Below are 22718 nucleotides of genomic sequence, written 5' to 3' on the forward strand. Positions count from 1 at the left end.
GTCCGAAATCTGCCGTAAAGCTGCGTCTTAATTCGGGTGCCGACTTGAACGGCCCCGGGGCGGCCCCTAGACTTCTATACAAGTTACCTCAGTAACGTGTCAGCGATCCTCCGCTGAAGGCTGGCCCCAGGGCGGCCAAGGAGGGTGTGGGTGCCCCCATGTGGGCCTGACATTTGCTCGCGGACAACTTCGTATCAGGCGTAACAGTCGCGGCTGCGTCCTGCTGAAGTTTTCTCCGTGTTCCCCAAACTCAATTCATTGACGCATAGCTGTCAGTGTTCACAGCCAAGGACGCAAATGTCACCACCAAGCCTTATCGATGCACATCCCAACCTCGCCGGCGCGGCACCTGTCGCGCTGTCCTATGAGCTCTTCCCGCCGCGGTCGCCCGCCGCCGCGGAATCGCTCTGGACCACCATCGGCGAACTGGAAGCCACGGACCCGGACTACGTGTCCGTGACCTATGGCGCCAGCGGCTCCAACCGCAGCACCGCCGTCGAGCTCATCAACCGGCTCGTGCAGGAAACCACGCTGCGGCCCCTGGCCCACCTGACCTGCGTCGGGAACTCGCCGCAGGAACTGGCGGAGATCATCGGGGAACTGCTCGACGTCGGGGTCCGCGGCATCCTCGCCCTGCGCGGGGACCAGCCCAAGGACGGCGGCACCCCGCCGGAGGGCTCGCTGCGGTACGCCCAGGACCTGATCGAACTCATCCGCCGCGTGGAGCAGCGCCGCTCGGCGCTGCTGTGCGCCGGCAAGGTGGCAGTGGGCGTCGCCGCCTACCCCACCCGGCACCCGGAATCCCCGAGTGAGGCGCACGACGTCGAGGTGCTGCTGGCCAAGCAGCGCTCCGGCGCCGACTTCGCCATCACCCAGGTCTTCTTCCACACCGAGCAGTACGCGAACCTCCTGACCCGGGCACGCCGGGCCGGGGTCACGATGCCGATCATCCCGGGCGTCATGCCCCTGACCAGCATCCGCCGGCTCGCCCGCCTCGGCGAGCTGACCGGGGTGGAACCGGATCCCGAACTCCTCGGCCGGCTGGAAGCCGCGGAAACCGACGCCGAACGGCGCCGGATCGGGGTCAGCGCCACCGTGGACCTCGCCAACGCCGCACTGGATGCCGGCGCCCCCGGAATCCACCTCTACACGTTCAACGAGCACGCCTGTGCCCTGGACGTGCTGGACAAACTGGCGCTGCCCCGGCCGCAACGGGCCGCACGCTTCACCCCAGCACGGCGCAATACCGCCGCCCGCCGCCAGCTCGCCAGCTGACACCCAACGTCCCTCCGCTCTGACCAACAACTTCAAGGACTTCCCATGACTGAACTGCACGCCGCTAACGCCACCGCCCAGACGCCGTTCCCGGCCGCCTCGATCCTCGGCTACCCGCGCATCGGCCGCCGCCGCGAACTCAAGAAGGCCGTCGAGGCCTACTGGGCCGGCAAGATCGACGCCGCCGCGCTTGACGCCGTTGCCAAGGAGATCCAGCTCGGCACCGCCAAGCGCCTGCAGGGCCTGGGCCTCACCGAAGCCGCCGCGGTCCCCGGCACGTTCTCCTACTACGACCAGGTGCTCGACGCCGCCGCCCACCTCGGCGCTGTGCCGGCCCGCTTCGGCAACCTCCTCAACGCCGAGGGCCAGCTGGACATCGACGGCTACTTCACTCTGGCCCGCGGCAACAAGGACCAGCAGCCGCTGGAAATGACCAAGTGGTTCGACACCAACTACCACTACCTCGTCCCGGAAATCGGCCCGGAGACCACCTTCGCGCTGACCTCGAACCGGATCGTTGAGGAGTTCGAGTACGCCCTCGCCAACGGTGTGGAGACCCGCCCGTACATCGTCGGTCCGGTCACGTTCCTTCTGCTCAGCAAGGCCTCCGACGACGCGCCGGCCGGCTTCAACCCGCTGTCCCGCCTCGAGGACGTCCTCCCCGTCTACGCCGCACTGCTCGGGAAGCTCGCTGCCGCCGGCGCCAGCTGGGTCCAGCTGGACGAGCCCGCCCTCGTGGTGGACCAGGACACCTCCGCCGAGGAGATCCAGGCCGCCGTCGCCCGCTCCTACGAGGTCCTCTCCGGCGCAGCCCAGCGCCCCCAGCTGTTCGTCTCCACCCCGTACGGCGCGCTCAACGGCCAGCTCGGCACCCTTGCCGCGACCGGCATCGACGCACTGCACCTCGACGTCTTCAAGGGCGCGGTTCCCTCCGCCGCCGCCCTGGCCGCGCTGGGCAACAAGACCCTCGTTGCCGGCGTCGTTGACGGCCACAACATCTGGCGCAACGATCTGGCGGCCTCCGCGGACAAGATCGCCGAGCTGAAGAAGAGCGTGGCCAAGCTGGCCATCAGCACCTCCACCTCCACGCAGCACGTCCCGCACGACGTCGACGAGGAAGTCCAGCTGTCGGCCCAGCTGCGCAGCTGGCTGGCCTTCGCCGACCAGAAGGCCGCCGAAGTCGTCACCCTGGCCGGTCTGCTGACCGAGCCGGCAGCTGTCCAGCCGGCCATCGACGAGGCCACCCGCATCATCGCCTCCCGCGCCGAGGCCGAGGGCGTCCGCCGCGCCGAGGTCCGGGCCCGCACGGCCGCCCTGACCGACGCCGATTTCAACCGCTCCGCGTACGCAGTCCGTGAAGCCGCCCAGGAAAAGGCGCTGCACCTCCCGCCGCTGCCCACCACCACCATCGGTTCCTTCCCGCAGACCTCGGAGATCCGCACCGCCCGGGCCCGCGCCAACAAGGGCGACCTCACCACCGGGCAGTACGAGCAGCTCATGAAGGACGAGATCAAGCGCGTCGTGGAGCTGCAGGAAGAGCTCGGCTTCGACGTCCTGGTGCACGGCGAGCCCGAGCGCAACGACATGGTCCAGTACTTCGCTGAGAACCTCGAAGGCTTCGACGTCACCGTGCATGGCTGGGTCCAGTCCTACGGCTCACGCTGCACCCGCCCGTCGATCCTGTGGGGCGATGTCACCCGGAGCGCCCCCATCACGGTGGAGTGGGCCAAGTACGCCCAGTCGCTGACCAGCAAGCCGATGAAGGGCATGCTCACCGGTCCGGTCACCATCCTGGCCTGGTCCTTCGTCCGCGACGACCAGCCGCTCGGCGAGACCGCCAACCAGGTTGCACTGGCTCTCCGGGACGAGATCGCGGACCTGGAAGCAGCCGGCATCAAGGTCATCCAGGTGGACGAGCCCGCCCTCCGCGAACTGCTGCCGCTGCGCAAGGCCGACCAGGGCGCATACCTGGACTGGTCCGTCAAGTCCTTCCGCCTGTCCACCGCCGGCGCCGGGGATAGCACGCAGATCCACACGCACCTGTGCTACTCGGAATTCGGCGCCATCATTGACGCGATCGACGGCCTCGACGCCGACGTCACCTCCATTGAGGCCGCACGCTCCCGCATGGAGGTCGTCCACGACCTCGAGTCCCACGGCTTCGGCCGCGGCGTGGGCCCGGGCGTCTACGACATCCACTCCCCGCGCGTCCCGGGCGAGCAGGAAGTCACCGAGCTCCTCAGCACCGCTGTGAAGCACGTCCCGTCCCGCCAGCTCTGGGTCAACCCGGATTGCGGCCTGAAGACCCGCGGCTACGCCGAGACCGAGGAGTCCCTGCGCAACCTGGTCCACGCCACCCGGACGGTCCGCGCCGAACTGCTGGAAGCCGCCAAGTAGTCACACCCGCAACAACGACGCCGGCTGGTCATCCCTCAAGGTGACCGGCCGGCGTCGCTGTTTAAGCATCGAGTGCTGAGAAAACGCCCTTTTCGGCGCTCAGAAGGGCAGTTTCGGAGCAGTCGATGTTGCGTCAGCTCTCCCAGAGGATTTCGTCGTCCACGACGCCGTCCTCGTCCGCCGAGGCGACCAGGACCTCATCGGTGAAGTGCGAGCCGAGCGTGAAGTCCAGGACGAAGTAGCGCTCGGGCTGGCCGGGGTAGATGCCGACGTGGCCCAGCTTCAGCGCCTTGAGGAAGACATCGTTGGTCAGCTGGCTTTTGTCCGTGACGCCGAAGACCTTCCGCAGCTGCTCGTCCTTGATCGCGTTGCAGTGGAAGTGCCGGTATTCCTGCGGGCTGGTGCCTTCCTCCTCCAGCTCCTCGGCGATCATCTCGCGGACCTGGTCCACGAGTTCAGGCAGGAAGCGCAGCCGGTAGTCAACCTTGTGCAGGGCCGCTTCGTCGAAGCGGTCATGCGCGTTGACATTCAGGTCAAGCTCCAGGAGTTGCCCCGCCAGTTCATGTCTGGCGGAGAAATTATGGTCCCTCCCGTGGTTGAGCTCGATCTCTCCGAAGTGCTGGCTCGCTACCTTGCTCATATCTTCAACATAGTCCTGAAAACCGGTCCATTCCAGCATTCCCGAGGTTTTATCCGGCACCGGACCGGCCGGGAGGCCGGCGGACGGTACATTGATCGGATGCAGAGCGTAGCCGCCACCGTTGCCCGTGCTCGTGTTCTGTGCGACGGCGGCGCCACCCGTCCGCTGGCTTGGCGGCTGGAGCAACTGCGCAGCCTGCGCCGCATGCTGGTCGAACGGCGCGCGGACTTTGCCGACGCCGACACCCGCCGCGCGTTCGCCGAACGGGCGTCATCGGGGGCGCTGTGCTTCGACGTCCCCGCGGCGCAGCGGCCGGACACCCCGGAACTCATCTACCCGCCCTACAGCAGGACCAAGCACCGGATCATCAGCGCCATTGTGGCGCCGGCAGGCAGGCGGCTCCGGAAAGGCTGAGGCGGGAGTGCTTTGCTCCCAGCGTGCCGGCAGTCCCCGGTCAGGAGCCGCGGATCACACCCCGCGGCGGCCGCGCGAGCGGTTCATGAGGAACACGACGACGGCGATGATCAGCAGGATCGGTGCGATCCACAGCAGGAAGCTGACTGCTTTGACTGTGCCCCCGATGATGAAAAAAATGATGGCAATGACAAGTACGATCCAGATTAGCGAGTTCATGACGCCGCCCACCCTGCACTGTTGTTCGGACCCGGAATTTCTCCGATGAAAGATAGTACAGCCGTGCGGATTCCGGCACCAGAGGCCCGCGTGCAGACCGTGCTGGGTAGTCCTCGCGCGGTTGCCGTCGGAACCTGCAGCGGGGCGGCCGGGCTAGCCGGTCTTTTCACTGTCCCAGTCGACTTGAACCCACCGCTGTCCTTCGCCGTCCCACGACTCCGAGTGCCCCAGCAAGGCAATGTCGTCGAAGGTGGCTTCGATTGAGTGCCGCTGAAGGGTCTCGCGAAGTTCTTCTATGGCGGCGCGCACTGCTGCGGTCACTTCCTCAGGGCTGTCCGATGCGACACGCCGGGAGGCTGAATATGTTGCGCTCATGGACCCCATCATTCTCGGTCAGCCGTCTCAGGGGAACCCCCGGGCCAAAGGGCGGTCGGACAGGCTCAGTCCTTGCGGGTGGTCCCGAGCTTGTGCATGGTTTCGGCCAGCAGCTCCACGAACAGCTGGACCTGCGCGGTCTGCTTTTCATTGATGAGCAGGGCGAAGACATTCCGGGCCAGCCGGATTTCCGGCACATCAAGGACCACCACGCCGGCCGGGCGGTGCAGCAGGGCGAGCTCGGGGACCAGGGCTGCCCCCAGTCCGGCCGCCGCCATCTCCAGGCTGGCGTGGAAGTCGTCGCTGTAGGCCACCACCCGCGGGTGCAGGTTGCAGCTGGCAAAGAGGCGTTCGATCACCGTGGCATCGCTCGTGCCCGGGTGGTGCACGATCCACGGCATGTCTGACAGATGGTCCGCGGCCACCTTGGAGTCCGTGCCGATGCCCCAGGTCGCGGGCAGCACCACCCGGAAGTCGTCGTCGCCGATCCACTGGCGGTTCACGGTGTGCGGCCAGGCGAGGCCGGACTGGCCCACCTGGTAGACCAGGGCCACATCCAGCTCGCCGCCCGTGCGCAGGCCCTGGATGGTCTGGGCCGGCTCGGCCACGGACACCCGGAGGTCGATCCCGAGCTTCTTCCAGGCCGGGTTCTGCAGGATCCGCGGCAGCACATAGGTGGCGAGGCTCGGGAAGATGCCTAACCGGAGCTCCTGGCTGGTGCTGTCCTGCGTCCGGGACGCCGCGGCCATGAGGGCCTCGATGTCGGTGAGCACCTTGGCGGCGTGCCGCGTCATGACGACGGCGGCTTCCGTGGGCTGGATGCTGCGTGCAGAACGCTGGAACAGGGTGACCCCGGAGTCGCGTTCGAGGGCGGACATCTGCTGGGAGACGGCCGACGCCGTGTAGCCGAGCCGGGCCGCGGCGGCCGCGAAGGAGCCGAGCCGGATCACTTCAACGAGAGTCCGCAGATGGACGGGGTTGATCAAGGGCTGCCCTTCGCCTGGTGGGAATGTTCTCCGTGCCGCCGGCGGACGGGACCGGAAATCCCGCTTCATTCTGGCATATCCCCGGGCCCCGGTCCTGTCACTCCGGCGGGGTGCGGAATGTCGCCACGGCGGGGCGGCCTTCATGACGGAGGATCCTTCGCAGGCGACCGGTGGAATTCACACTCATCCGGCCGCCTCGTGGTTACGAATTGCCCATAAGACGATTCGGGCAACAGACAGGAGCAGAACATTGTCGCAAGCAGCAGGGATTCCGGAGGGCCGGCGCGTGGCCGTCATCGGCAGCGGCGTGGCGGGGCTGACAGCTGCGTACGTCCTGAACAGGCAGGACCGTGTGACGCTCTTCGAGGCGGACGAGCGCCTGGGCGGCCACGCCCATACCCACGACGTGCCGCAGGCCGACGGCTCCTTCCTGGGCGTGGACACCGGCTTCATCGTCCATAACGAACGGACCTACCCGACGCTGCTCCGGCTCTTCGCCGAGCTCGGCGTCGAAACGCAGGACTCGGAAATGAGCATGTCCGTCCGCTGTGACGGCTGCGGCCTCGAATACGCCGGCGCCCGGCCCAAGGGCCGCGGCATCATTCCCCGGCCCGCCACCCTGCTGCGCGGCCGCTACCTGCTGATGCTGCTGGAAGTCACGCGCTTCCACCGCCGGGCCCGCGCACTGCTCGCCGGACCCGGGACACCGTCCCGGACAACACCGCCACAGGGAGCCGTGGCGGAGATGACACTGGCCGACTTCCTCGCCCGCGAGAAGTTCAGCAGCTACTTCATCTCGCACTTCATGACACCGGTGGTAAGCGCTGTCTGGTCCTGCGACCCCACCACCGCCCTGGCCTACCCGGCCCGCTACCTCTTCACCTTCCTGGGCCACCACGGCCTGCTCGGCGTCCAGGGCTCACCCCAGTGGCGGACGGTCAAGGGCGGCTCGCGCAGCTACGTCGACAAGCTGGCGGCCACATTGCCGGACATCCGGCTCTCCAGCCCCGTCACCGGGGTACGGCGCCACGCCGACGGCGTCGAACTGACCACCCCGCACGGCACCGGCCAATTCACCACCGAGAACTTCGACGCCGTCGTGATCGCCACCCACCCGGCGCAGGCCCTGCGCCTGCTCGCCGATGCCTCGCCCGCCGAGAAGGAGGGCCTGGGCGGGATGCCGTACTCGGTCAACCAGACCGTCTTCCACCGCGACGACGCCGTGCTGCCCTCAAGCGACAATGCCAAGGCGTCCTGGAACTACCGCCTGCCGTCCTGCCATGCGCGGCCGGACAAGGTCCTGGTCAGCTACGACATGACCCGGCTGCAGCGGCTCGAACCCGTGGACGGACGGCGCTACATCGTGAGCCTCGGCGAATCCGGACTGATCGCCGACGGCACCGTCCTGGACCGGATGGTCTATGAGCACCCGCAGTACACCCCGGAGTCCCTCAAGGCCCAGCAGCGGATCCTCGAGCTCGGCGACGGCCGGCTGGCGTTCGCCGGCGCCTACCACGGCTGGGGCTTCCACGAGGACGGCGCCCTCTCCGGCGTCAGGGCCGCGGCCCGGCTGGGACGCGAATGGGACCGGCTCCCCGCCAGCATTGGCGCCGTCGCCATCGGCCCGGACCTGCAGACCATATCCAAGGCGGGCGCATGAGCGCTCCTTCTGCCATCTACCGCACCTCCATCGCGCATGTGCGGCGCACTCCGTTGCGCAACGCCTTCACCTACCGCAGCTACAGCTGGTATGTCGACGTCGACAAGCTCCCTGCCGTGCCCCGCATCCTCAGGCCGCTGGCCGGCTTCGCCGTTGCGGACCACCTGGGCGACCCGTCCGGCACCCTCCGGGGCAATGTTGAACGCTTCCTCTCCACCCGGGGGATCGAGCTCGACGGCGGCCGGATCACCATGCTGGCCAGCGCCCGGGTCTTCGGGCACGTGTTCAACCCGGTGTCGCTTTTTTGGTGCCACGACGCCGCGGGGGAGCTGCGGTGCGTCGTCGCCGAGGTCCACAACACCTACGGCGAACGGCACTGCTACGTCCTGGAAACGGACGACGCCGGCCGGGCAAGCGTGCCCAAGGCGTTTTACGTCTCGCCGTTCAACGACGTCGAGGGCCAGTACCTGATGAAGCTTCCGGAACCGGGCGAGCGTCTCGCGGTGTCGATCGTCCTGGAGCGGGAGGGGCACAAGCCCTTTATCGCCACTATGGACGGCGAACGCCACGAGGCGACCGTGCCCAACATCCTTGCCGCGGCGCTCGCGGTTCCCCTGGCGCCGCTGCGCGTCACCGTCCAGATCCGCTGGCAGGGCCTCAAGCTTTGGGCGCGCCGGCTGCCCGTCAGCAAAAGACCACACCACCCTTCACAGGAGGCAGTTCAGTGACAATGACCCAAGCGACCGGATCCGCCGCAAAGCGGACAAACGGCACTGTCCCCAGCCGGGCTGTGCCCTACACGGTTCCCCAGGCCCCCAGCCAGATCGACGCCGCCATCTGGCCAGGCATCGCCTCGGTGCCCTCCGGACTGAAGGCCACCCTGGCCGGGCGCACCGCCGCTGCCATCTTCAAGGCCGCCGCGCGCAGGCTGCCGCTGGAAGTCCGCTACCCGGACGGTACCGTGCTTGGAAAGGCGGCCGCAGCGGGCGCCGGCCCGGGCAGCGGCGTACCCGTCATGACCATCAACCGCCCGGAGGCTTTCGCCGCACGCCTCGGCGACGGCGGACTGATCGGCCTCGGCGAGTCGTTCATGGCCGGAGACTGGGACGCCGAGGACCTCACGGCCGTAGTGGAAGTGTTCGCGGCGCGGGTCGGCACGCTGGTGCCGGAGCCATTGCAGAAACTCCGCGCCTTGTACCTGCCGCGCCAGCCGCGCAAGGAACGCAACACCGAGAAGAACACCCGCTCGAACATCTCCCGGCATTATGACCTCTCCAACGAGCTCTTCGCCTCGTTCCTGGACAGCACCATGACGTACTCCAGCGCGCTCTTCCCGGAATCCGGCGACGCCCTGAAGAACGTCAGCTGGGACGGCCTGGCCTCCGCCCAGCAGGCGAAGATCGACACGCTGCTGGACAAGGCCGGCGTGCAGGAGGGCACGCGGGTGCTGGAAATCGGCACCGGCTGGGGCGAGCTCGCCCTCCGCGCCGCCGAGCGGGGAGCCACGGTCTACTCCGTCACCCTCTCCAGCGAGCAGCAGGAGCTGGCCCGCCGGCGCGTGGCCGAGGCCGGCTACGCCGACGCCGTCACGATCGAACTCAAGGACTACCGCGCGGTCGAGGGGGAGTACGACGCCGTCGTGTCGGTTGAGATGATCGAGGCCGTGGGCTACGAATACTGGGCCACGTACTTCCAGACGATCGAGCGCGTCCTTGCCCCGGGCGGCAAGGTGGCGATCCAGGCCATCACCATCGCCCACGACCGGCTGATCGCCACACGCTCCAGCTACACCTGGGTGCACAAGTACATCTTCCCCGGCGGCGTCATTCCATCCGTGCGGGCCATCGAGGACATCACTGAAAAGCAGACCGGACTCCGCGTCCGCGAACGGCTCGCCCTGGGGGACCACTACGCGCAGACCCTGCGGCTCTGGGAGGAGCGCTTCATGGCCAACGAGCACGAGGTCCGCGCCCTGGGCTTCGATGCGATCTTCCAGCGCATGTGGCTGTTCTACCTGTGCTACTGCCGCGCAGGGTTCCAGTCGGGCTACCTCGACGTCCAGCAGATCGTGCTGGACGGCGGCGCCATATAAGAAGAATCACGATCGAACAAGGCGGGCACCCCGGTGTCCGCCTTTTTCGTGTGCCCGGACACCACCTGTAGTGCGCCGCGCCACGGCGAGCCACCCCTGCGACACGCCGTCTCCACCACGACACGCAGGGCGGTTAATTGTGGCTAAGTACTCCACAGGGTGTGGATTTCGTTCTCCAAAACGGCTGAAATCCGGACATTTTGAAGGCCCCCGCCTGTGGATTAAGGGTGCATTAAATGACATACTTGTAATACATCATCTTGGGGTCCTCGCGGGGCTCTTGCACTACATGTAGTATCGACATACAGTTCCAGCGGGACATCAGCGCGAGACAGCAGGAGCACGAAAAATGCTGTCCTGGGAAACGCTGTGTAGAAGAAAACGCTGTGTAGAAGACTTCAACAAAGGGGACAGGGACCATGACCGTTACGGTTTACACGAAGCCGGCCTGTGTTCAGTGCAACGCGACCTACCGCGCGCTGGACAAGAAAGGCATCACCTACCAGAGCGTCGACATCTCCCAGGATGCCGAGGCCCTCGAGCGCCTGAAGTCCCTGGGCTACATGCAGGCGCCGGTCGTCGTCACGGACCAGGACCACTGGTCCGGTTTCCGCCCGGACAAGATCGAAGAACTGGCGCAGGCCGCCGCCGTAGCCTGAAACGCTGCGGACGCCCGCTACCGGGCGAGATTTCAAGGTAGACGAGGTGAGTCCCATGGTTGCACTTACAACAACTGATGATCGGGTGGCTGCCAAGGCTGACGGCGGGGAAGCGGTCAGCAAGGCGGCTCCAGAGCTAACGCGGAGCCACCTCATCTACTTTTCCTCCTCCTCCGAGAACACCAAACGCTTCGTTGCGAAGCTGGGCATCGACGTTGCGCGGCTCCCGCTCTATCCGCGGGACGCCCCGCTGGTGGCGTGCGAACCCTATGTGCTGGTGGTGCCGACCTACGGCGGCACCGGGGGAGAGGGATCCGTTCCGAAACAGGTCATCAGGTTTCTGAATGATCCGAGGAACAGGAAGCTGATCCGCGGAGTGATCGGCGCAGGGAACACGAATTTTGGGGACAACTACTGCATGGCCGGCGACATCATCGCCGCCAAATGCCAGGTCCCGCACCTCTATAAGTTCGAACTCATGGGGACGCCGGAAGACGTCAACAGGGTTCAACAAGGATTGGAAGAGTTTTGGACACGACTGTCGCAGACAAAGCAATGACTGAGGGCTCAGGCTCCCACGCGCCCACCGCCGTCGAGAAGCAGGACAAGCACGAGATGCCGGCCGCCTACAAGGGGCTCGGCTACCACGAGCTCAACGCCATGCTGAACCTCTACGGACCCAACGGAGAGATCCAGTTCGAGGCCGACCGCGAGGCTGCGCACCAGTACTTCCTGCAGCACGTGAACAACAACACCGTGTTCTTCCACGACCTCGAGGAGAAGCTCGACTACCTCGTAAAGAACGAGTACTACGAGCGCGAGACCCTCGACCAGTACACGATGAACTTCATCCGCGAGCTCTTCAACCGCGCGTACAAGAAGAAGTTCCGCTTCGAGACCTTCCTGGGCGCCTTCAAGTTCTACACCTCCTATACGCTGAAGACCTTCGACGGAAAGCGTTTCCTGGAGCGCTACGAGGACCGCGTCTGCATGGTGGCCCTGCACCTGGCCCGCGGCGACGAGCAGCTCGCCCTGCAGATGCTCGACGAGATCATCGAAGGCCGCTTCCAGCCGGCCACCCCCACGTTCCTCAACGCCGGCAAGCGCCAGCGCGGCGAGCTGGTCTCCTGCTTTCTGCTCCGCATCGAAGACAACATGGAGTCGATCGGCCGTTCCATCAACTCCGCCCTGCAGCTGTCCAAGCGCGGCGGCGGCGTGGCGTTCGCCCTGACCAACATCCGCGAGGTCGGCGCCCCCATCAAGCAGATCGAGAACCAGTCCTCCGGCGTCATCCCCGTCATGAAGCTCCTCGAGGACAGCTTCTCCTACGCCAACCAGCTCGGCGCCCGCCAGGGTGCCGGTGCCGTGTACCTGCACGCGCACCACCCGGACATCTACCGCTTCCTGGACACCAAGCGGGAGAACGCCGACGAGAAGATCCGGATCAAGACCCTCTCGCTCGGCGTCGTGATCCCTGACATCACGTTCGAGCTCGCCAAGCGGGACGAGGACATGTACCTGTTCTCTCCGTACGACGTCGAACGCGTCTACGGGATGCCTTTCTCCGACGTCTCGGTCACCGAGAAGTACTACGAGATGGTGGATGATTCCCGGATCAAGAAGACCAAGATCAAGGCGCGCGAGTTCTTCCAGACCCTCGCCGAGATCCAGTTCGAATCCGGCTACCCGTACATCATGTTCGAGGACACCGTGAACCGGGAAAACCCGATTGACGGCAAGATCATCATGTCCAACCTGTGCTCGGAGATCCTCCAGGTCTCGCAGCCCACCACGTACCACGATGACCTGTCCTACGACCAGACCGGCAAGGACATCTCCTGCAACCTGGGCTCGCTGAACATCGCCAAGACCATGGACTCGCCCGACTTCGGCCTGACCATCGAGACCGCCATCCGGTCCCTCTCGGCCGTCTCGGACATGTCCAACATCACCTCGGTGCCGTCGATCGCCCGCGGCAATGACCAGTCGCACGCGATCGGCCTCGGCCAGATGAACCTGCACGGCTACCTGGCCCGCGAGCGGGTCCACTACGGCTCCGAAGAGGGCTTGGACTTCACCAACATCTACTTCTACTCGGTGGTGTTCCACGCGGTCCGCGCCTCCAACAAGCTGGCCATCCAGACCGGCCAAACGTTCGGCGGCTTCGAGAAGTCCAAGTACGCCTCCGGCGAGTTCTTCGACAAGTACACCGAGCAGGAATGGGCCCCGGAGACCGAGAAGGTCACGGAGCTGTTCAAGAACATCCACATCCCCACGCAGGATGACTGGCGCGAGCTGAAGGCCTCCGTCATGGAGCACGGCATCTACAACCAGAACCTGCAGGCCGTCCCGCCGACGGGCTCGATCTCCTACATCAACAACTCCACCTCCTCGATCCACCCGGTGGCGTCCAAGATCGAGATCCGCAAGGAAGGCAAGCTGGGCCGCGTGTACTACCCGGCGCCGTACCTGACCAACGACAACCTGGAGTACTACCAGGACGCGTACGAGATCGGCTACGAGAAGGTCATCGACACCTACGCCGCAGCCACGCAGCACGTGGACCAGGGCCTATCCCTGACGCTGTTCTTCAAGGACACCGCCACCACGCGCGACATCAACAAGGCCCAGATCTACGCCTGGAAGAAGGGCATCAAGACCATCTACTACATCCGTCTCCGCCAGCTCGCGCTGGAAGGGACTGAGGTGGACGGCTGCGTCAGCTGCATGCTTTAATCTTCAACTAAATCTTGACAGTACGACGGCGGGCGCCCGCCCGCCGTCGTACGCTTAACTTCACGAACAACCCAACTTTTAGGGGATGACATGACCGAGAAGGTCAAGCTGCTGAGCCACGTCGAAGCGATCAACTGGAACCGCATCCAGGACGATAAGGACGTGGACGTCTGGAACCGCCTGGTCAACAACTTCTGGCTGCCGGAGAAGATCCCGCTGTCCAACGACGTGCAGTCGTGGGCGACGCTGACCCCGGACGAGCAGCAGCTCACCATGCGCGTGTTCACGGGCCTGACCCTGCTGGACACCATCCAGGGCACCGTCGGCGCCGTCTCGTTGATTCCGGATGCGATCACCCCGCACGAGGAAGCCGTCTACACGAACATTGCGTTCATGGAGTCTGTGCACGCCAAGAGCTACTCCTCCATCTTCTCTACACTGGCCTCCACCAAGGAGATCGACGAGGCCTTCCGCTGGTCCACCGAGAACGTGAACCTTCAGAAGAAGGCCCAGATCGTCATGGACTACTACCAAGGTGATGACCCCCTGAAGCGCAAGGTGGCCTCCACGCTGCTGGAGAGCTTCCTGTTCTACTCGGGCTTCTACCTGCCCATGTACTGGTCTTCACGGGCCAAGCTGACGAACACGGCCGACCTGATCCGCCTGATCATCCGCGACGAAGCTGTGCACGGCTACTACATCGGCTACAAGTTCCAGAAGGGCCTGGAAGGTCTGTCCGAGGAGCGCAAGCAGGAGATCAAGGACTACACGTTCGAGTTGCTCTTCGAGCTGTACGAAAACGAGGTGCAGTACACGCATGACCTCTACGACTCCGTTGGCCTGGCCGAGGACGTCAAGAAGTTCCTGCACTACAACGCCAACAAGGCGCTGATGAACCTGGGCTACGAGGCCATGTTCCCGGCTTCGGTCACCGACGTGAACCCGGCCATCCTATCCGCGCTCTCGCCGAACGCGGACGAGAACCACGACTTCTTCTCGGGGTCGGGTTCGAGCTACGTGATTGGTAAGGCTGTTAATACCGAGGATGACGACTGGGACTTCTAGTCTTCTGTGAGATGTCGACCTAGTTGGAAGAATGGCACCCTATTTGGAAGAAAGGCATCGTCGAGTTGGGAGTCTTCCAAATTGACGGCTGGACGACCGGAGTTCCCTGTGAACTCTTAGAAGCCTGAAACGGCCCCTCACGCAGACGCGCGGGGCCGTTTCTTTCGGCCGACACGCCAGTTGGCAATCGGCCCGATGGCGGCGTCTATCTGGCTTCCGCATCTCGGACGGCTGAGACCGGTCGCCTTCAAGCCCCGTGGGCATCGGCATCGGCATCGTCGCTGTTGCGGTCGGCGAGTGTGATAGTTGCCATCGAATGGGTGGGGTGTGCAAGTGCTTACATTTCCGGCACACATGTGGGCGGTGCATCACGAATCCTGGTATTCACGCGACAATGCGTTCGAAGAACTGTTGGGGAGGGAAATCCGTAACAAGATGGATGACGTCACCTCGCTGTTGTCGGATCATCTTCCAGAGATGGAAGAAAACTTCGGCAGGTGTGCTCAAGAGGAGGCCGATAGGCAGCATAAAATAGCCCTGCGTCAGGCTGCGCGCGAGCAAAAAGTAGTAGAAATGGACAATGCTAGAGAAAGGCGTGAAGCGGAAAAAGCCCGGCGTTCGGAGTTGAAGGCGAAATGCGCTCGTTCGAAACCGCATGTGGAGTATAGCTACGACGATGGATTCCTTGTAACAGGCAATAATGGGCCTGTGGACGTCCATCACGCCGGCTGCCGGACAGTAGTTGCACAACGGAAGGAAGCTCAAGCGGCGCATACAGGGAACAGGCGTTACCCCGCATTAATGGATGCAGCAGAGGTTCGCCGCCCCAAATCCTTCGAGACGTGCGCCGTCTGCAAGCCAACTTTTGAAGGTGTGGCTCCGTAGCTCGCCAAGTCCGCGGCGCCATCGGCCGATGGCACCTTCGTCAGCCTGCCTTCTTTGTTGCGCCCGTGAAACTCATGGCCCGACTATGAAGTCTGAACGCAACCCGCGGAACTCTTGCTGTGACCTCGGTCTGGCCTTACAGGATGACCGGGGCTGGCCCCATCGGTCCGGTTGGTGCTCCGTTAGAATAAGGCCATGTCTCAAAGGCCGGGAACCTCGCGGTCTTTTTCATTTAATGACTAGTCGCTAGCAGCAGCCGAGTCGGTGCCGCGCTGAAGGAGAGGTGAAAAGGATGAGCGGCTTGAGTTGAATCTGTTACGCTGCACGACTTATAACAGTGGTAGAAGGAATATAGAACCCTCGCGGGTTGCCGCGGGGGTTTTTGTTTTAAGTATCTTGGAGGAGGTCGTTCGGGCAGATTGTGCCGTTTGCGCAGACCAGGAAGTTGTTGTTCAAAGGATCGTCCTGTGGACGGTCCTTTTGTTTTTTAATCCATCGTTCGAAGGTTCATCATCTTTCCGGCGTCCGCGACGCCTCACAAACCTGGGAGGGGAATCATGACAGCACATCCCTACGCGCCGTTTGTCCAGTGGGCTGCCTTTAGTTACTTCAGGGGCTCATGGCACGACCTGGATATGTCCAAGCCCACGATGGCGTGGATCCGATCCTTCGGTGTGACGGCCGCCCGCATGACAGGTTCCTGAAGCTGGGACATTCGGGCGATAACACGCTGCCGAATTCACTCGTCCTGGACATCATCGAGCTGGAAAATTCGCCCCTGAGCAGAGCTCTAAACAACGACTGTCTCAACGGCCTGCTCCGTACGTGGACTGCAATGGCCGATGTTTATGGTCGTGTCACCTCGCCATCAGAACTCGAAATGAGCCGGCTTGATCTTCTGGCCGACTGGGGCCACGCCCTCGTGGGGTTGCCAGGATCCGGATTCCCGGGGGGAACTGTCATGGTTACCCAATACCTGGACGAACGTCGCCGCCTCGACCTGAGCCAGCTTCGGAAAGACAAGAATGACTTCAAGTATGTGGGTCTCGTGCTTGAGTTGCTGAAACTTCAGGAGCAACTCGTATGGCCACTGCAGTCGGTTGGTAGGCCTGCTCAGCAACAGGAAGGAAAGCCGATCGCCGGCGCAAGGAAAGCACCTACTTCCGGCGCTGCTCGAAACCAGTGCACGCGGAATTCCGACTACGAAGATGATCGACTGCCTTGCTTGCCCACGAGCCGCAGGATTGAGCCTCCAGCCAACCTCGAGTATGAGCTCTACGGAAACTGGAGGGAAGACTGGCGAAACACGCTGCCATAGCTGTCGCCTCCCTCCCGCAGAAGCCGACCGGGCCGAGGGTCCTCACGCCGGTGCGTTCCAGCCAGCCCACACGCCATGACATGCTGGGCTGGCTGCGCCATCGATGGCCGTGTCCCGCTCATCCAGGTCGGTCTCCTGATGACAGCACCGCACGCGCACGTCGGCTCGGGCCGCGTCCCGGCGGGCGCGAGTGCCCACATCGACTGTCGTCAGTCGCTGGGCATCCCGCTGGTGTTGGGTGTTAGCTCTGCTTCTGGACCAGCGCCAGTCTTAGGCGGCGAAAGGGCGGAGCCGGCAAGGACTGACCAAGCGGGCGAATCGTTCATGCTTCCAGCGCAGGAACCCCGATTCGGTCAAGCATCGACTGGGCCTCTACTTGGATCGCACTTATGTCGCGGTCCAGGTCGCCTCGGAGGGTTTGGTTGCCGCGCACCGACTTGTTGACGTCATCGATCTCGCGGAGTGCCTCGCCAAACTCGGCTTCGAGCTCGGCGCGTACCTGTGCAAGCACCGTCCTAGACATGTTGTCGCACTGCGCAAGGACCCGGCCGACCAAGGCGTTGCGGCGACGCAGCTTCTCCTTGGCAGCTCGAACTTCCTGGCGCTCTTCACTCACCACCGCGTACGCTTCAAGAGCAACCGGCAGGACAAAGGCCCCGGCCTTGGCGAACTTCCCGATGTTGTTGGCCCAGCGAACGGCCTGCCACGACCCGAACTTCCAGCCAGCGAGTTTGCCTACTTTGTAAACGATCTCGTGTCCCTTGCTACCTGCCGCCTGCCTGATGCCATCGCCTGCGCCCCAGGCCTGTTGGAACCTATTCAGGTGCTCTGCCGCCTTCGGCCCCCAAGCGGGGACGCGCATCTGTTTCTGCCCTGATTTGCGCACCAAGCCCGTATCCACCGGGATAACCTGCGCATTGACGTCACTCTGGAAATCTAGCGCGTGCAACTGGTGGGCGTACGGCGATGCCTCGATCTCTCGTACCTCCGAGGTGAAGTCGGCGAGCTGTGAGCTCAAGACAGCGTGCACCCCAGCGATGAACCGCTGTTTTGCCGAGGTCAGTTCAGCGTTCAGAGTCTCAGAGGCGGCTTCGAGCGTGGACCAGTCGGGGTTTGCAGACTCCTCGATCGTCTCCGCGGTGTCGGCGAGGCGCTCAGCCGCCCAGATACACGCGGTTCGGAACTCTGTGGCCTGTCGTTCGAGGGCCGAGTCAAGAAGTCCACGGCGGTTCGTGAGTACGCTGCGCTGGCGTGCTAGAACAGTCAGGATGGCTGCCTCATCGCGGTCGTCGGCGAGAGTAGCGAGCGCCTCTCCAGCGACAAGGGCGATCTGCTGAAGCGGCACACGGAAACGGGCCAAGTCTCCCCGTTCTCGTGCGATTCGGTTGATCATGTCCTTGACCTCAGTCATTCTCGACGCCGCGAGGCGGCGGGATGCCCGCAGCGAGTCCTTCGCATGCAGTCCGTCCAGATAGGTTTTGGCGTCACATTCGACCCAAGGAACCTGCTCGGCGAAGGCCCCCAGCGCTTCCCGGACTGCGGCTTCACGGACACCGTCGGCAGCGGGGAGAGTGCGGCACTTGGTGATCACCACCAGTAATTGCGGTGCTTTTCGCAAGTCCTCAGTGATGTGCCGCAAGTGCTCCACCGATCTGTCATCGAACAAATCAACGGTGACGGCGAACAACACGAGATCGGCGGCACGGAGGGCCTGCTCTGCGAGTTTGTCATGTTCCGACAGGCCAGCCTGCACGCCGGGGGTGTCAACCAGGTCAACGAGGCCATCCCAGTCGAAAATCTCAACCTTGTCTGTCGAGACCGCCGAGTCGATTACGACCTGAGCTGCTTCGTCTGTGAGCGCCCTCACCAGAGTCGACTTGCCGCTGCTGTACTGCCCGGTGAGAACCATCCGGGGACGTTCATGTTCGTCCACGACGAACATGTGCCGAAGCCTCGATGCATCATCGGTTGGCAGCTTCTCGAGCAGCCTGTCAAGGCGTTCGGAAAGGTCACGGACCCCAGCGGGTGCGGCGTGAAATAGAAGGTCGGTCATGTAAATGCACTCCTTGCGGCATTCGGGCGGATGATTTCTACATGGGCGCCCAGGTGATCAGACAGGGTTGCGGACCAAGCCCCAAGTACCTGTTCGGGCACTGGGGCATTGGTGGTGACCACGGTGCCGTCCGGGCGGCTGCGGATGGCAGTCGGTACTTCCTCGGTAAGGCCGAGGACATACGATGTCGCGCGCACGCCGGGCAGGTCGGGAGACGGCGTGCGCCCCCAGGTCATAATCTCGGGTGAGGGCGGTGGAAACAGCCATGCCTCTGCCAAGGCTTGATCCGTGGCCTGGATCGCGATGCAGACGCCAGCGAGCCGGGTGACCCTCTCAACGGCTGCGGCAAGGCGAGGCCGGCCGTCGGCTTGCAAGAGGCAACCCACCGTCTCGTGGTCGAGCGCCGCGGTCCCCGTGCATATCGCCTGCTGTTGAGAAGCCAGTAGGTCGGCCACCCCCAACGCCGCGGACTCGGACTCTGCACGACGCGTGAAGGCGCCGGCAAGGTCGTCGCGGATGCCACCAATGGCGTCTTTGACCTCCGCCAGTGCTTGGCCTTGCAGCTCTTCAAGAACCTTGCTGACCTCCGTCCGCAGAAGCTCGCGGTTCTCCTCAAGGATCGTGGCCTTCCCCTTGAAGAGCGATTGCACTTTCTTGCGCAGAGGACTGACGAGCGCTGAGCCGAGGCCACCGACAACCAATCCGACGCCTGCGCCGATTGGGCCACCGAAGGCACCACCTGCCATTGCGCCTACCTTGGCGCCGATGGCAGCGGCTACGAGCGCCCCGCCACCGCCGACCACAGCCCCAGCTGCCTTCCGCTTCCATAGCCCTCTAAAGTCGCGTAACCCCTCAATCTCGAGGTCTGGACGCACGGCAGTCGTCCATTCATGCTGAGCTGCGATGCTCGCTTCGTCGATAGTTCGTGACAGGCGGGTAACCCGTTCTTTCAGTGCCTCATCGAGGTCAGCGATGAGCGATTCCTGCTCCTGGTCCCATTTCTCGGAGACCCGTGGGCCGAAGTCCGTGACGGTCTGGTGCCACCCCTGTCGGTGGCCGACGATGCGAATGACATCGTCTTCCAGCCGCTGCTGGCAAGCATCGACCAAACGAGCGGCCCGTCGTTGTTGGTCCTCGCGCATCCCCTGTCTGATACGGACGATCTCTCGCACCCCCTGCTCCACGTCGGCGACCGACTCGACCAACGTTTGCGCTTGGAAGCGGACTTCATCAGCCTCACGCAGCACCCGCCGAGCAGTGCGACGCTCCCGGCATTCGTGCTCCAACACTGCAAGCAGTGCGAAAACTCGGCTCGCTTCCCTCAGTTCAGGGCCGAAGCGCCGCCCGACTCTCCCTGGCGGGCAGCTTCGGCGTGAAGCATAACCTCAGCGACGGGACGCACGCCAGCAGTCGCGAGATGGGAACGAATCGTCTTGAAGTGCCCCACGTGCTGGTCGAACACCGCGTCCGGGTCCTCCAAGAAGTCTTCGCGGTCCAGTTCGTCAACGAGTGGGGCGCGGCAGTTCAAAGCCACGACGACCGGCTTTCCGCGGAAGGCCACCGCCCGTAGCGCTTGGGCAGTCTCCTCTTGGAAGGAGTCGTTGCTTGCGACCCACAGCACGAGGTCGGCTCCAGGGACCTCGGCCATGGCTAGGGCGACGTCCTCCGCACCATCCTTGGCGCCGACTCCAGGAGTGTCTACGATCTCGATGTCGCGAAGGTCCACCATGGGGGCGGCGAAGACGTCACGCGAAGTCCGCTGAGCGCCGACCCCGATCCTCTCAGTCGAGCCGCCCGTGAGCGCCGCGAGGAGAGTGCTCTTGCCGGCCATCGTGCGCCCCATCAGTACGACGCGCATCGGCTTGGCGCTCAGTGGTGCGCCAATGAGCGCCACGGCCGTGATGGAGTCCAGAAGCGGCCTAGCGGTCTCATTGTCGGAGACAGCGTCCCGAGAGACCTGGTAAGCCTCATTCAGAGTTGCGCGGCACGCCGCGACCGCCTTGGTGTGTGCGGGCACCGGGTCTTCGCCTACTGGTTCGGGGCCGAAGAACTGATCCCGGGCAGCTGGACTCCAGTCGTGCCTACTCACTTCGCCGGCTTCTTCTGTCGCTTGATCGCGTGGCTCGCCTCAACCAAGCGGAGCAGGCCAACGACATGCAGCAGTGCGATGACCGCGTTCACCTGCTTGTACGGCTGGATCGATACCAGCGGACCGAGGCGTGACGCGAGTACTTTTGTCGGGATGGATCTCCCTTGCTCGCGAAGTACTGTGCGTGGATTTCGTAGAGGGCACCCAGCACGAGAGCGGGCTTCACAGGTCGCTCTCCCTGTCGATCTTATTCTTGTTGTCCTTCACCGGGGCGTGCGTGGACTCCTCGGTAGCGGTGTGGCTGGGCCCCGTTAGCGGCACACCCATGCCGTGCCGGTCGGCAAGGACTGCGACCGCTTCTTTCGCAAAGGTCGTCGTGCCGGCTACTCCAACACACGGGTGGTAAGACATCGAGACACGGATCGTGAACGGCGGGGGCGCGGGCATCTGTTCCTCTGGCACCTCAGGGTCCTGCCGGTGGGCCGCGCTTCCGTCCACCGCCTGTCGAAGCCAACTGCCAAGTCCCACCGATGCCCCCTGCAAAGTCATGATCGGCTGAGATGCCGCGGGCCTGACTCTACCAAGCGGTGGTCCATTACCGGCACGCCCCGACGCTTCCGCGCGACTTGATGCTGCGGATGGCGCAGGCGCTACTGGCGGACCTCGATGTCGGGGTGGTTCTCAATGACCCACTCGGCCATCCGGCTGTTCCGTGCTGCGATGAACTCCAGCACTTTGTCCCGGTACGTCACGTACTCCGGGGTTGTAGCCGGGGCTCCGTGCCGCCTGAAGTTCTCGAGCGGTAGGAAGAACTGGACCTCGTCATAGTCGGGCGACACGAGGTCCTGGAAGTGGAAGAACTCCACGAACCCCTTGAAGTCCCGGAAGAGCGCGAAGAAATCCTCGTAGGCCTTAATGACTTTGGCGAGCGGGCTCCATTGTTCTCCTGCGTAGTGGCGCCGTATGCACTCAAGGGTGAGGTCCATCCGGTCACCGATCTGACGCCGCACCCGCGCCCTGTTCATGGTGTAGGGGTCTTTCTTCCTGACCGGCCAAATCATTGCACTGCCGATGGTGTACGGCGGGTTGAGGTTGAGGGCCCGCTGGTCCTTGTCCAGGTCGGCGATGGCCTTGACGAGGGTCTTCGGACGTAGCCAGCTGGTGTAGGAGTTGGTGATGGCGTCGCTGCCGTACCAGTTCATCTCCTCGGACGTGGGGTTGGTGAAGATGAGGTAGCCCTTCCGGCGGACCGCCGGCGCTTTCGGCTCGAACAATTCCCCGGGGCGCAGTTCCTTCGTCCACAGCAGCTCATGGTCCGCACGAAGCTGCGGGCTGTCCCGGTCCGCGTCGGGTCTGGTCCTCGCAGGCTTATCGGTCTTGTAGTCGAATGTCGTATCGAAGACTCGTCGCATGGTCGAAGTGTATGCGCAGGTCCAAGCTTTTTGAGGCAGTTTCATCGTTTTCGGTGACGCGGCCAACGGCTCCTGGCCGCAAGCCTTGATGGGCTGCCGGGGTCCGGTGCCCGTAAGTTGCGGAGGGTGGTGGCGATACTGCCGTGACGCATGTCAGAATCCTCATAGCGAAACGACTATGTCGACTGCAGGCGGGTGTGAACCGTTCGGTCAAACGAACGAGGGAACCGCAATGGCCTGTATCAAAAAGCCGTACCCGAACGAGCTCACCGCCCTGCGCGCCCTGGACGCGATCCTGGCAACCGGAAAGCCTGGCAAGAAACCGGTCCGCGCCTACCCGTGTCAGGACTGCCACCGCTGGCACCTGACCTCCAAGAAGCTCGCCGGCAAGAGAATTCCCCGATGGGAGCACCGGCGGTCAAAGCTGGCTACTAGTTCCGATT

General features: G+C 64.0%; 21 protein-coding genes. 12 read left to right on the plus strand and 9 right to left on the minus strand.

Going from position 1 to position 22718, the window contains the following annotated elements; all coding sequences use genetic code 11:
* Nucleotides 1-297: 297 nt before the first annotated feature.
* On the plus strand, nucleotides 298-1275 hold the full coding sequence (locus tag ACQCSY_RS18520; protein WP_427131052.1) for a methylenetetrahydrofolate reductase: 978 nt from the start codon (nucleotides 298-300) through the stop codon (nucleotides 1273-1275).
* Between the two features lie 45 nt (nucleotides 1276-1320).
* A complete protein-coding gene (gene metE / locus ACQCSY_RS18525) occupies nucleotides 1321-3672 on the plus strand; it encodes a 5-methyltetrahydropteroyltriglutamate--homocysteine S-methyltransferase (protein ID WP_427131054.1) in 2352 nt (783 codons plus the stop codon).
* A 133-nt stretch (nucleotides 3673-3805) separates the two neighbouring features.
* On the opposite strand, the gene ACQCSY_RS18530 is transcribed toward metE, so the two are convergent.
* Nucleotides 3806-4312, minus strand: coding sequence for a DUF2004 domain-containing protein (locus ACQCSY_RS18530; protein WP_427131056.1), 507 nt, complete (start codon nucleotides 4310-4312; stop codon nucleotides 3806-3808).
* Between the two features lie 99 nt (nucleotides 4313-4411).
* Here ACQCSY_RS18530 and ACQCSY_RS18535 point away from each other — a divergent pair, with 99 nt between their 5' ends.
* Nucleotides 4412-4726, plus strand: a complete 315-nt coding sequence (locus ACQCSY_RS18535; RefSeq protein ID WP_427131058.1) for a hypothetical protein — start codon at nucleotides 4412-4414, stop codon at nucleotides 4724-4726.
* A gap of 54 nt (nucleotides 4727-4780) precedes the next feature.
* Here ACQCSY_RS18535 and ACQCSY_RS18540 read toward each other — a convergent pair whose 3' ends face one another.
* From ACQCSY_RS18540 to ACQCSY_RS18550, 3 genes are all read right to left on the minus strand, one after another.
* The gene (locus tag ACQCSY_RS18540) at nucleotides 4781-4945 is read right to left on the minus strand and encodes a hypothetical protein (protein WP_427131059.1); all 165 of its coding nucleotides are present in this window, start codon (nucleotides 4943-4945) and stop codon (nucleotides 4781-4783) included.
* A gap of 153 nt (nucleotides 4946-5098) precedes the next feature.
* Nucleotides 5099-5320, minus strand: a complete 222-nt coding sequence (locus ACQCSY_RS18545; RefSeq protein ID WP_427131061.1) for a hypothetical protein — start codon at nucleotides 5318-5320, stop codon at nucleotides 5099-5101.
* A 65-nt stretch (nucleotides 5321-5385) separates the two neighbouring features.
* A complete protein-coding gene (locus ACQCSY_RS18550) occupies nucleotides 5386-6306 on the minus strand; it encodes a LysR family transcriptional regulator (RefSeq protein WP_427131063.1) in 921 nt (306 codons plus the stop codon).
* Nucleotides 6307-6556: 250 nt separating this feature from the next.
* Between ACQCSY_RS18550 and ACQCSY_RS18555 the strand changes: the two genes are divergently transcribed.
* The 9 genes from ACQCSY_RS18555 (at nucleotide 6557) to ACQCSY_RS18595 (ending at nucleotide 16721) form a co-directional block, all read left to right on the plus strand.
* The gene (locus ACQCSY_RS18555) at nucleotides 6557-7966 is read left to right on the plus strand and encodes an NAD(P)/FAD-dependent oxidoreductase (protein ID WP_427131065.1); all 1410 of its coding nucleotides are present in this window, start codon (nucleotides 6557-6559) and stop codon (nucleotides 7964-7966) included.
* Entirely contained in the window at nucleotides 7963-8694 is a 732-nt protein-coding gene (locus ACQCSY_RS18560; RefSeq protein WP_427131066.1) for a DUF1365 domain-containing protein, read from the plus strand. The genes ACQCSY_RS18555 and ACQCSY_RS18560 overlap by 4 nt, the downstream gene beginning before the upstream one ends.
* A complete protein-coding gene (locus ACQCSY_RS18565) occupies nucleotides 8691-10058 on the plus strand; it encodes a class I SAM-dependent methyltransferase (RefSeq protein WP_427131068.1) in 1368 nt (455 codons plus the stop codon). The genes ACQCSY_RS18560 and ACQCSY_RS18565 overlap by 4 nt, the downstream gene beginning before the upstream one ends.
* Nucleotides 10059-10477: 419 nt before the next feature.
* A complete protein-coding gene (gene nrdH / locus ACQCSY_RS18570) occupies nucleotides 10478-10717 on the plus strand; it encodes a glutaredoxin-like protein NrdH (protein ID WP_427131070.1) in 240 nt (79 codons plus the stop codon).
* 55 nt (nucleotides 10718-10772) lie between these two features.
* On the plus strand, nucleotides 10773-11276 hold the full coding sequence (gene nrdI, locus ACQCSY_RS18575; protein WP_427131072.1) for a class Ib ribonucleoside-diphosphate reductase assembly flavoprotein NrdI: 504 nt from the start codon (nucleotides 10773-10775) through the stop codon (nucleotides 11274-11276).
* A gap of 56 nt (nucleotides 11277-11332) precedes the next feature.
* Nucleotides 11333-13453, plus strand: a complete 2121-nt coding sequence (gene nrdE, locus ACQCSY_RS18580) for a class 1b ribonucleoside-diphosphate reductase subunit alpha (protein ID WP_427135934.1) — start codon at nucleotides 11333-11335, stop codon at nucleotides 13451-13453.
* A gap of 90 nt (nucleotides 13454-13543) precedes the next feature.
* Nucleotides 13544-14518: a class 1b ribonucleoside-diphosphate reductase subunit beta gene (nrdF, locus tag ACQCSY_RS18585; RefSeq protein WP_024368367.1), complete on the plus strand. Its 975-nt coding sequence runs from the start codon at nucleotides 13544-13546 to the stop codon at nucleotides 14516-14518.
* Nucleotides 14519-14851: 333 nt separating this feature from the next.
* Nucleotides 14852-15403: a hypothetical protein gene (locus ACQCSY_RS18590; protein ID WP_427131075.1), complete on the plus strand. Its 552-nt coding sequence runs from the start codon at nucleotides 14852-14854 to the stop codon at nucleotides 15401-15403.
* 655 nt (nucleotides 15404-16058) lie between these two features.
* The gene (locus ACQCSY_RS18595) at nucleotides 16059-16721 is read left to right on the plus strand and encodes a hypothetical protein (RefSeq protein WP_427131077.1); all 663 of its coding nucleotides are present in this window, start codon (nucleotides 16059-16061) and stop codon (nucleotides 16719-16721) included.
* A gap of 322 nt (nucleotides 16722-17043) precedes the next feature.
* Here ACQCSY_RS18595 and ACQCSY_RS18600 read toward each other — a convergent pair whose 3' ends face one another.
* The 5 genes from ACQCSY_RS18600 to ACQCSY_RS18620 form a co-directional block, all read right to left on the minus strand.
* Nucleotides 17044-18774 (minus strand): GTPase domain-containing protein, encoded by a 1731-nt coding sequence (locus tag ACQCSY_RS18600; protein WP_427131079.1) that lies wholly within the window; start codon nucleotides 18772-18774, stop codon nucleotides 17044-17046.
* A complete protein-coding gene (locus ACQCSY_RS18605) occupies nucleotides 18771-20063 on the minus strand; it encodes a hypothetical protein (protein ID WP_427131081.1) in 1293 nt (430 codons plus the stop codon). The genes ACQCSY_RS18600 and ACQCSY_RS18605 overlap by 4 nt, the downstream gene beginning before the upstream one ends.
* A gap of 32 nt (nucleotides 20064-20095) precedes the next feature.
* A complete protein-coding gene (locus ACQCSY_RS18610; RefSeq protein ID WP_427131083.1) occupies nucleotides 20096-20863 on the minus strand; it encodes a GTPase in 768 nt (255 codons plus the stop codon).
* A gap of 222 nt (nucleotides 20864-21085) precedes the next feature.
* Nucleotides 21086-21325, minus strand: coding sequence for a hypothetical protein (locus ACQCSY_RS18615; RefSeq protein WP_427131085.1), 240 nt, complete (start codon nucleotides 21323-21325; stop codon nucleotides 21086-21088).
* Nucleotides 21326-21513: 188 nt separating this feature from the next.
* On the minus strand, nucleotides 21514-22275 hold the full coding sequence (locus ACQCSY_RS18620) for a DUF6994 family protein (protein ID WP_427131087.1): 762 nt from the start codon (nucleotides 22273-22275) through the stop codon (nucleotides 21514-21516).
* Between the last annotated feature and the right edge of the window lie 443 nt (nucleotides 22276-22718).

This window comes from Pseudarthrobacter sp. S9 (genome assembly GCF_050156545.1).
Taxonomy (GTDB): domain Bacteria; phylum Actinomycetota; class Actinomycetes; order Actinomycetales; family Micrococcaceae; genus Arthrobacter.

Bases quoted from the DNA above. Each gene is read 5' to 3' on its own strand.
- ACQCSY_RS18545 (WP_427131061.1), bottom strand. From the start codon at position 5,320: ATGAGCGCAACATATTCAGCCTCCCGGCGTGTCGCATCGGACAGCCCT.
- ACQCSY_RS18560 (WP_427131066.1), top strand. From the start codon at position 7,963: ATGAGCGCTCCTTCTGCCATCTACCGCACCTCCATCGCGCATGTGCGG.
- nrdF (WP_024368367.1), top strand. From the start codon at position 13,544: ATGACCGAGAAGGTCAAGCTGCTGAGCCACGTCGAAGCGATCAACTGG.
- metE (WP_427131054.1), top strand. From the start codon at position 1,321: ATGACTGAACTGCACGCCGCTAACGCCACCGCCCAGACGCCGTTCCCG.
- nrdI (WP_427131072.1), top strand. From the start codon at position 10,773: ATGGTTGCACTTACAACAACTGATGATCGGGTGGCTGCCAAGGCTGAC.
- nrdH (WP_427131070.1), top strand. From the start codon at position 10,478: ATGACCGTTACGGTTTACACGAAGCCGGCCTGTGTTCAGTGCAACGCG.
- ACQCSY_RS18600 (WP_427131079.1), bottom strand. From the start codon at position 18,774: ATGACCGACCTTCTATTTCACGCCGCACCCGCTGGGGTCCGTGACCTT.
- ACQCSY_RS18520 (WP_427131052.1), top strand. From the start codon at position 298: ATGTCACCACCAAGCCTTATCGATGCACATCCCAACCTCGCCGGCGCG.
- ACQCSY_RS18540 (WP_427131059.1), bottom strand. From the start codon at position 4,945: ATGAACTCGCTAATCTGGATCGTACTTGTCATTGCCATCATTTTTTTC.
- ACQCSY_RS18530 (WP_427131056.1), bottom strand. From the start codon at position 4,312: ATGAGCAAGGTAGCGAGCCAGCACTTCGGAGAGATCGAGCTCAACCAC.
- ACQCSY_RS18535 (WP_427131058.1), top strand. From the start codon at position 4,412: ATGCAGAGCGTAGCCGCCACCGTTGCCCGTGCTCGTGTTCTGTGCGAC.
- nrdE (WP_427135934.1), top strand. From the start codon at position 11,333: ATGCCGGCCGCCTACAAGGGGCTCGGCTACCACGAGCTCAACGCCATG.
- ACQCSY_RS18620 (WP_427131087.1), bottom strand. From the start codon at position 22,275: ATGCGACGAGTCTTCGATACGACATTCGACTACAAGACCGATAAGCCT.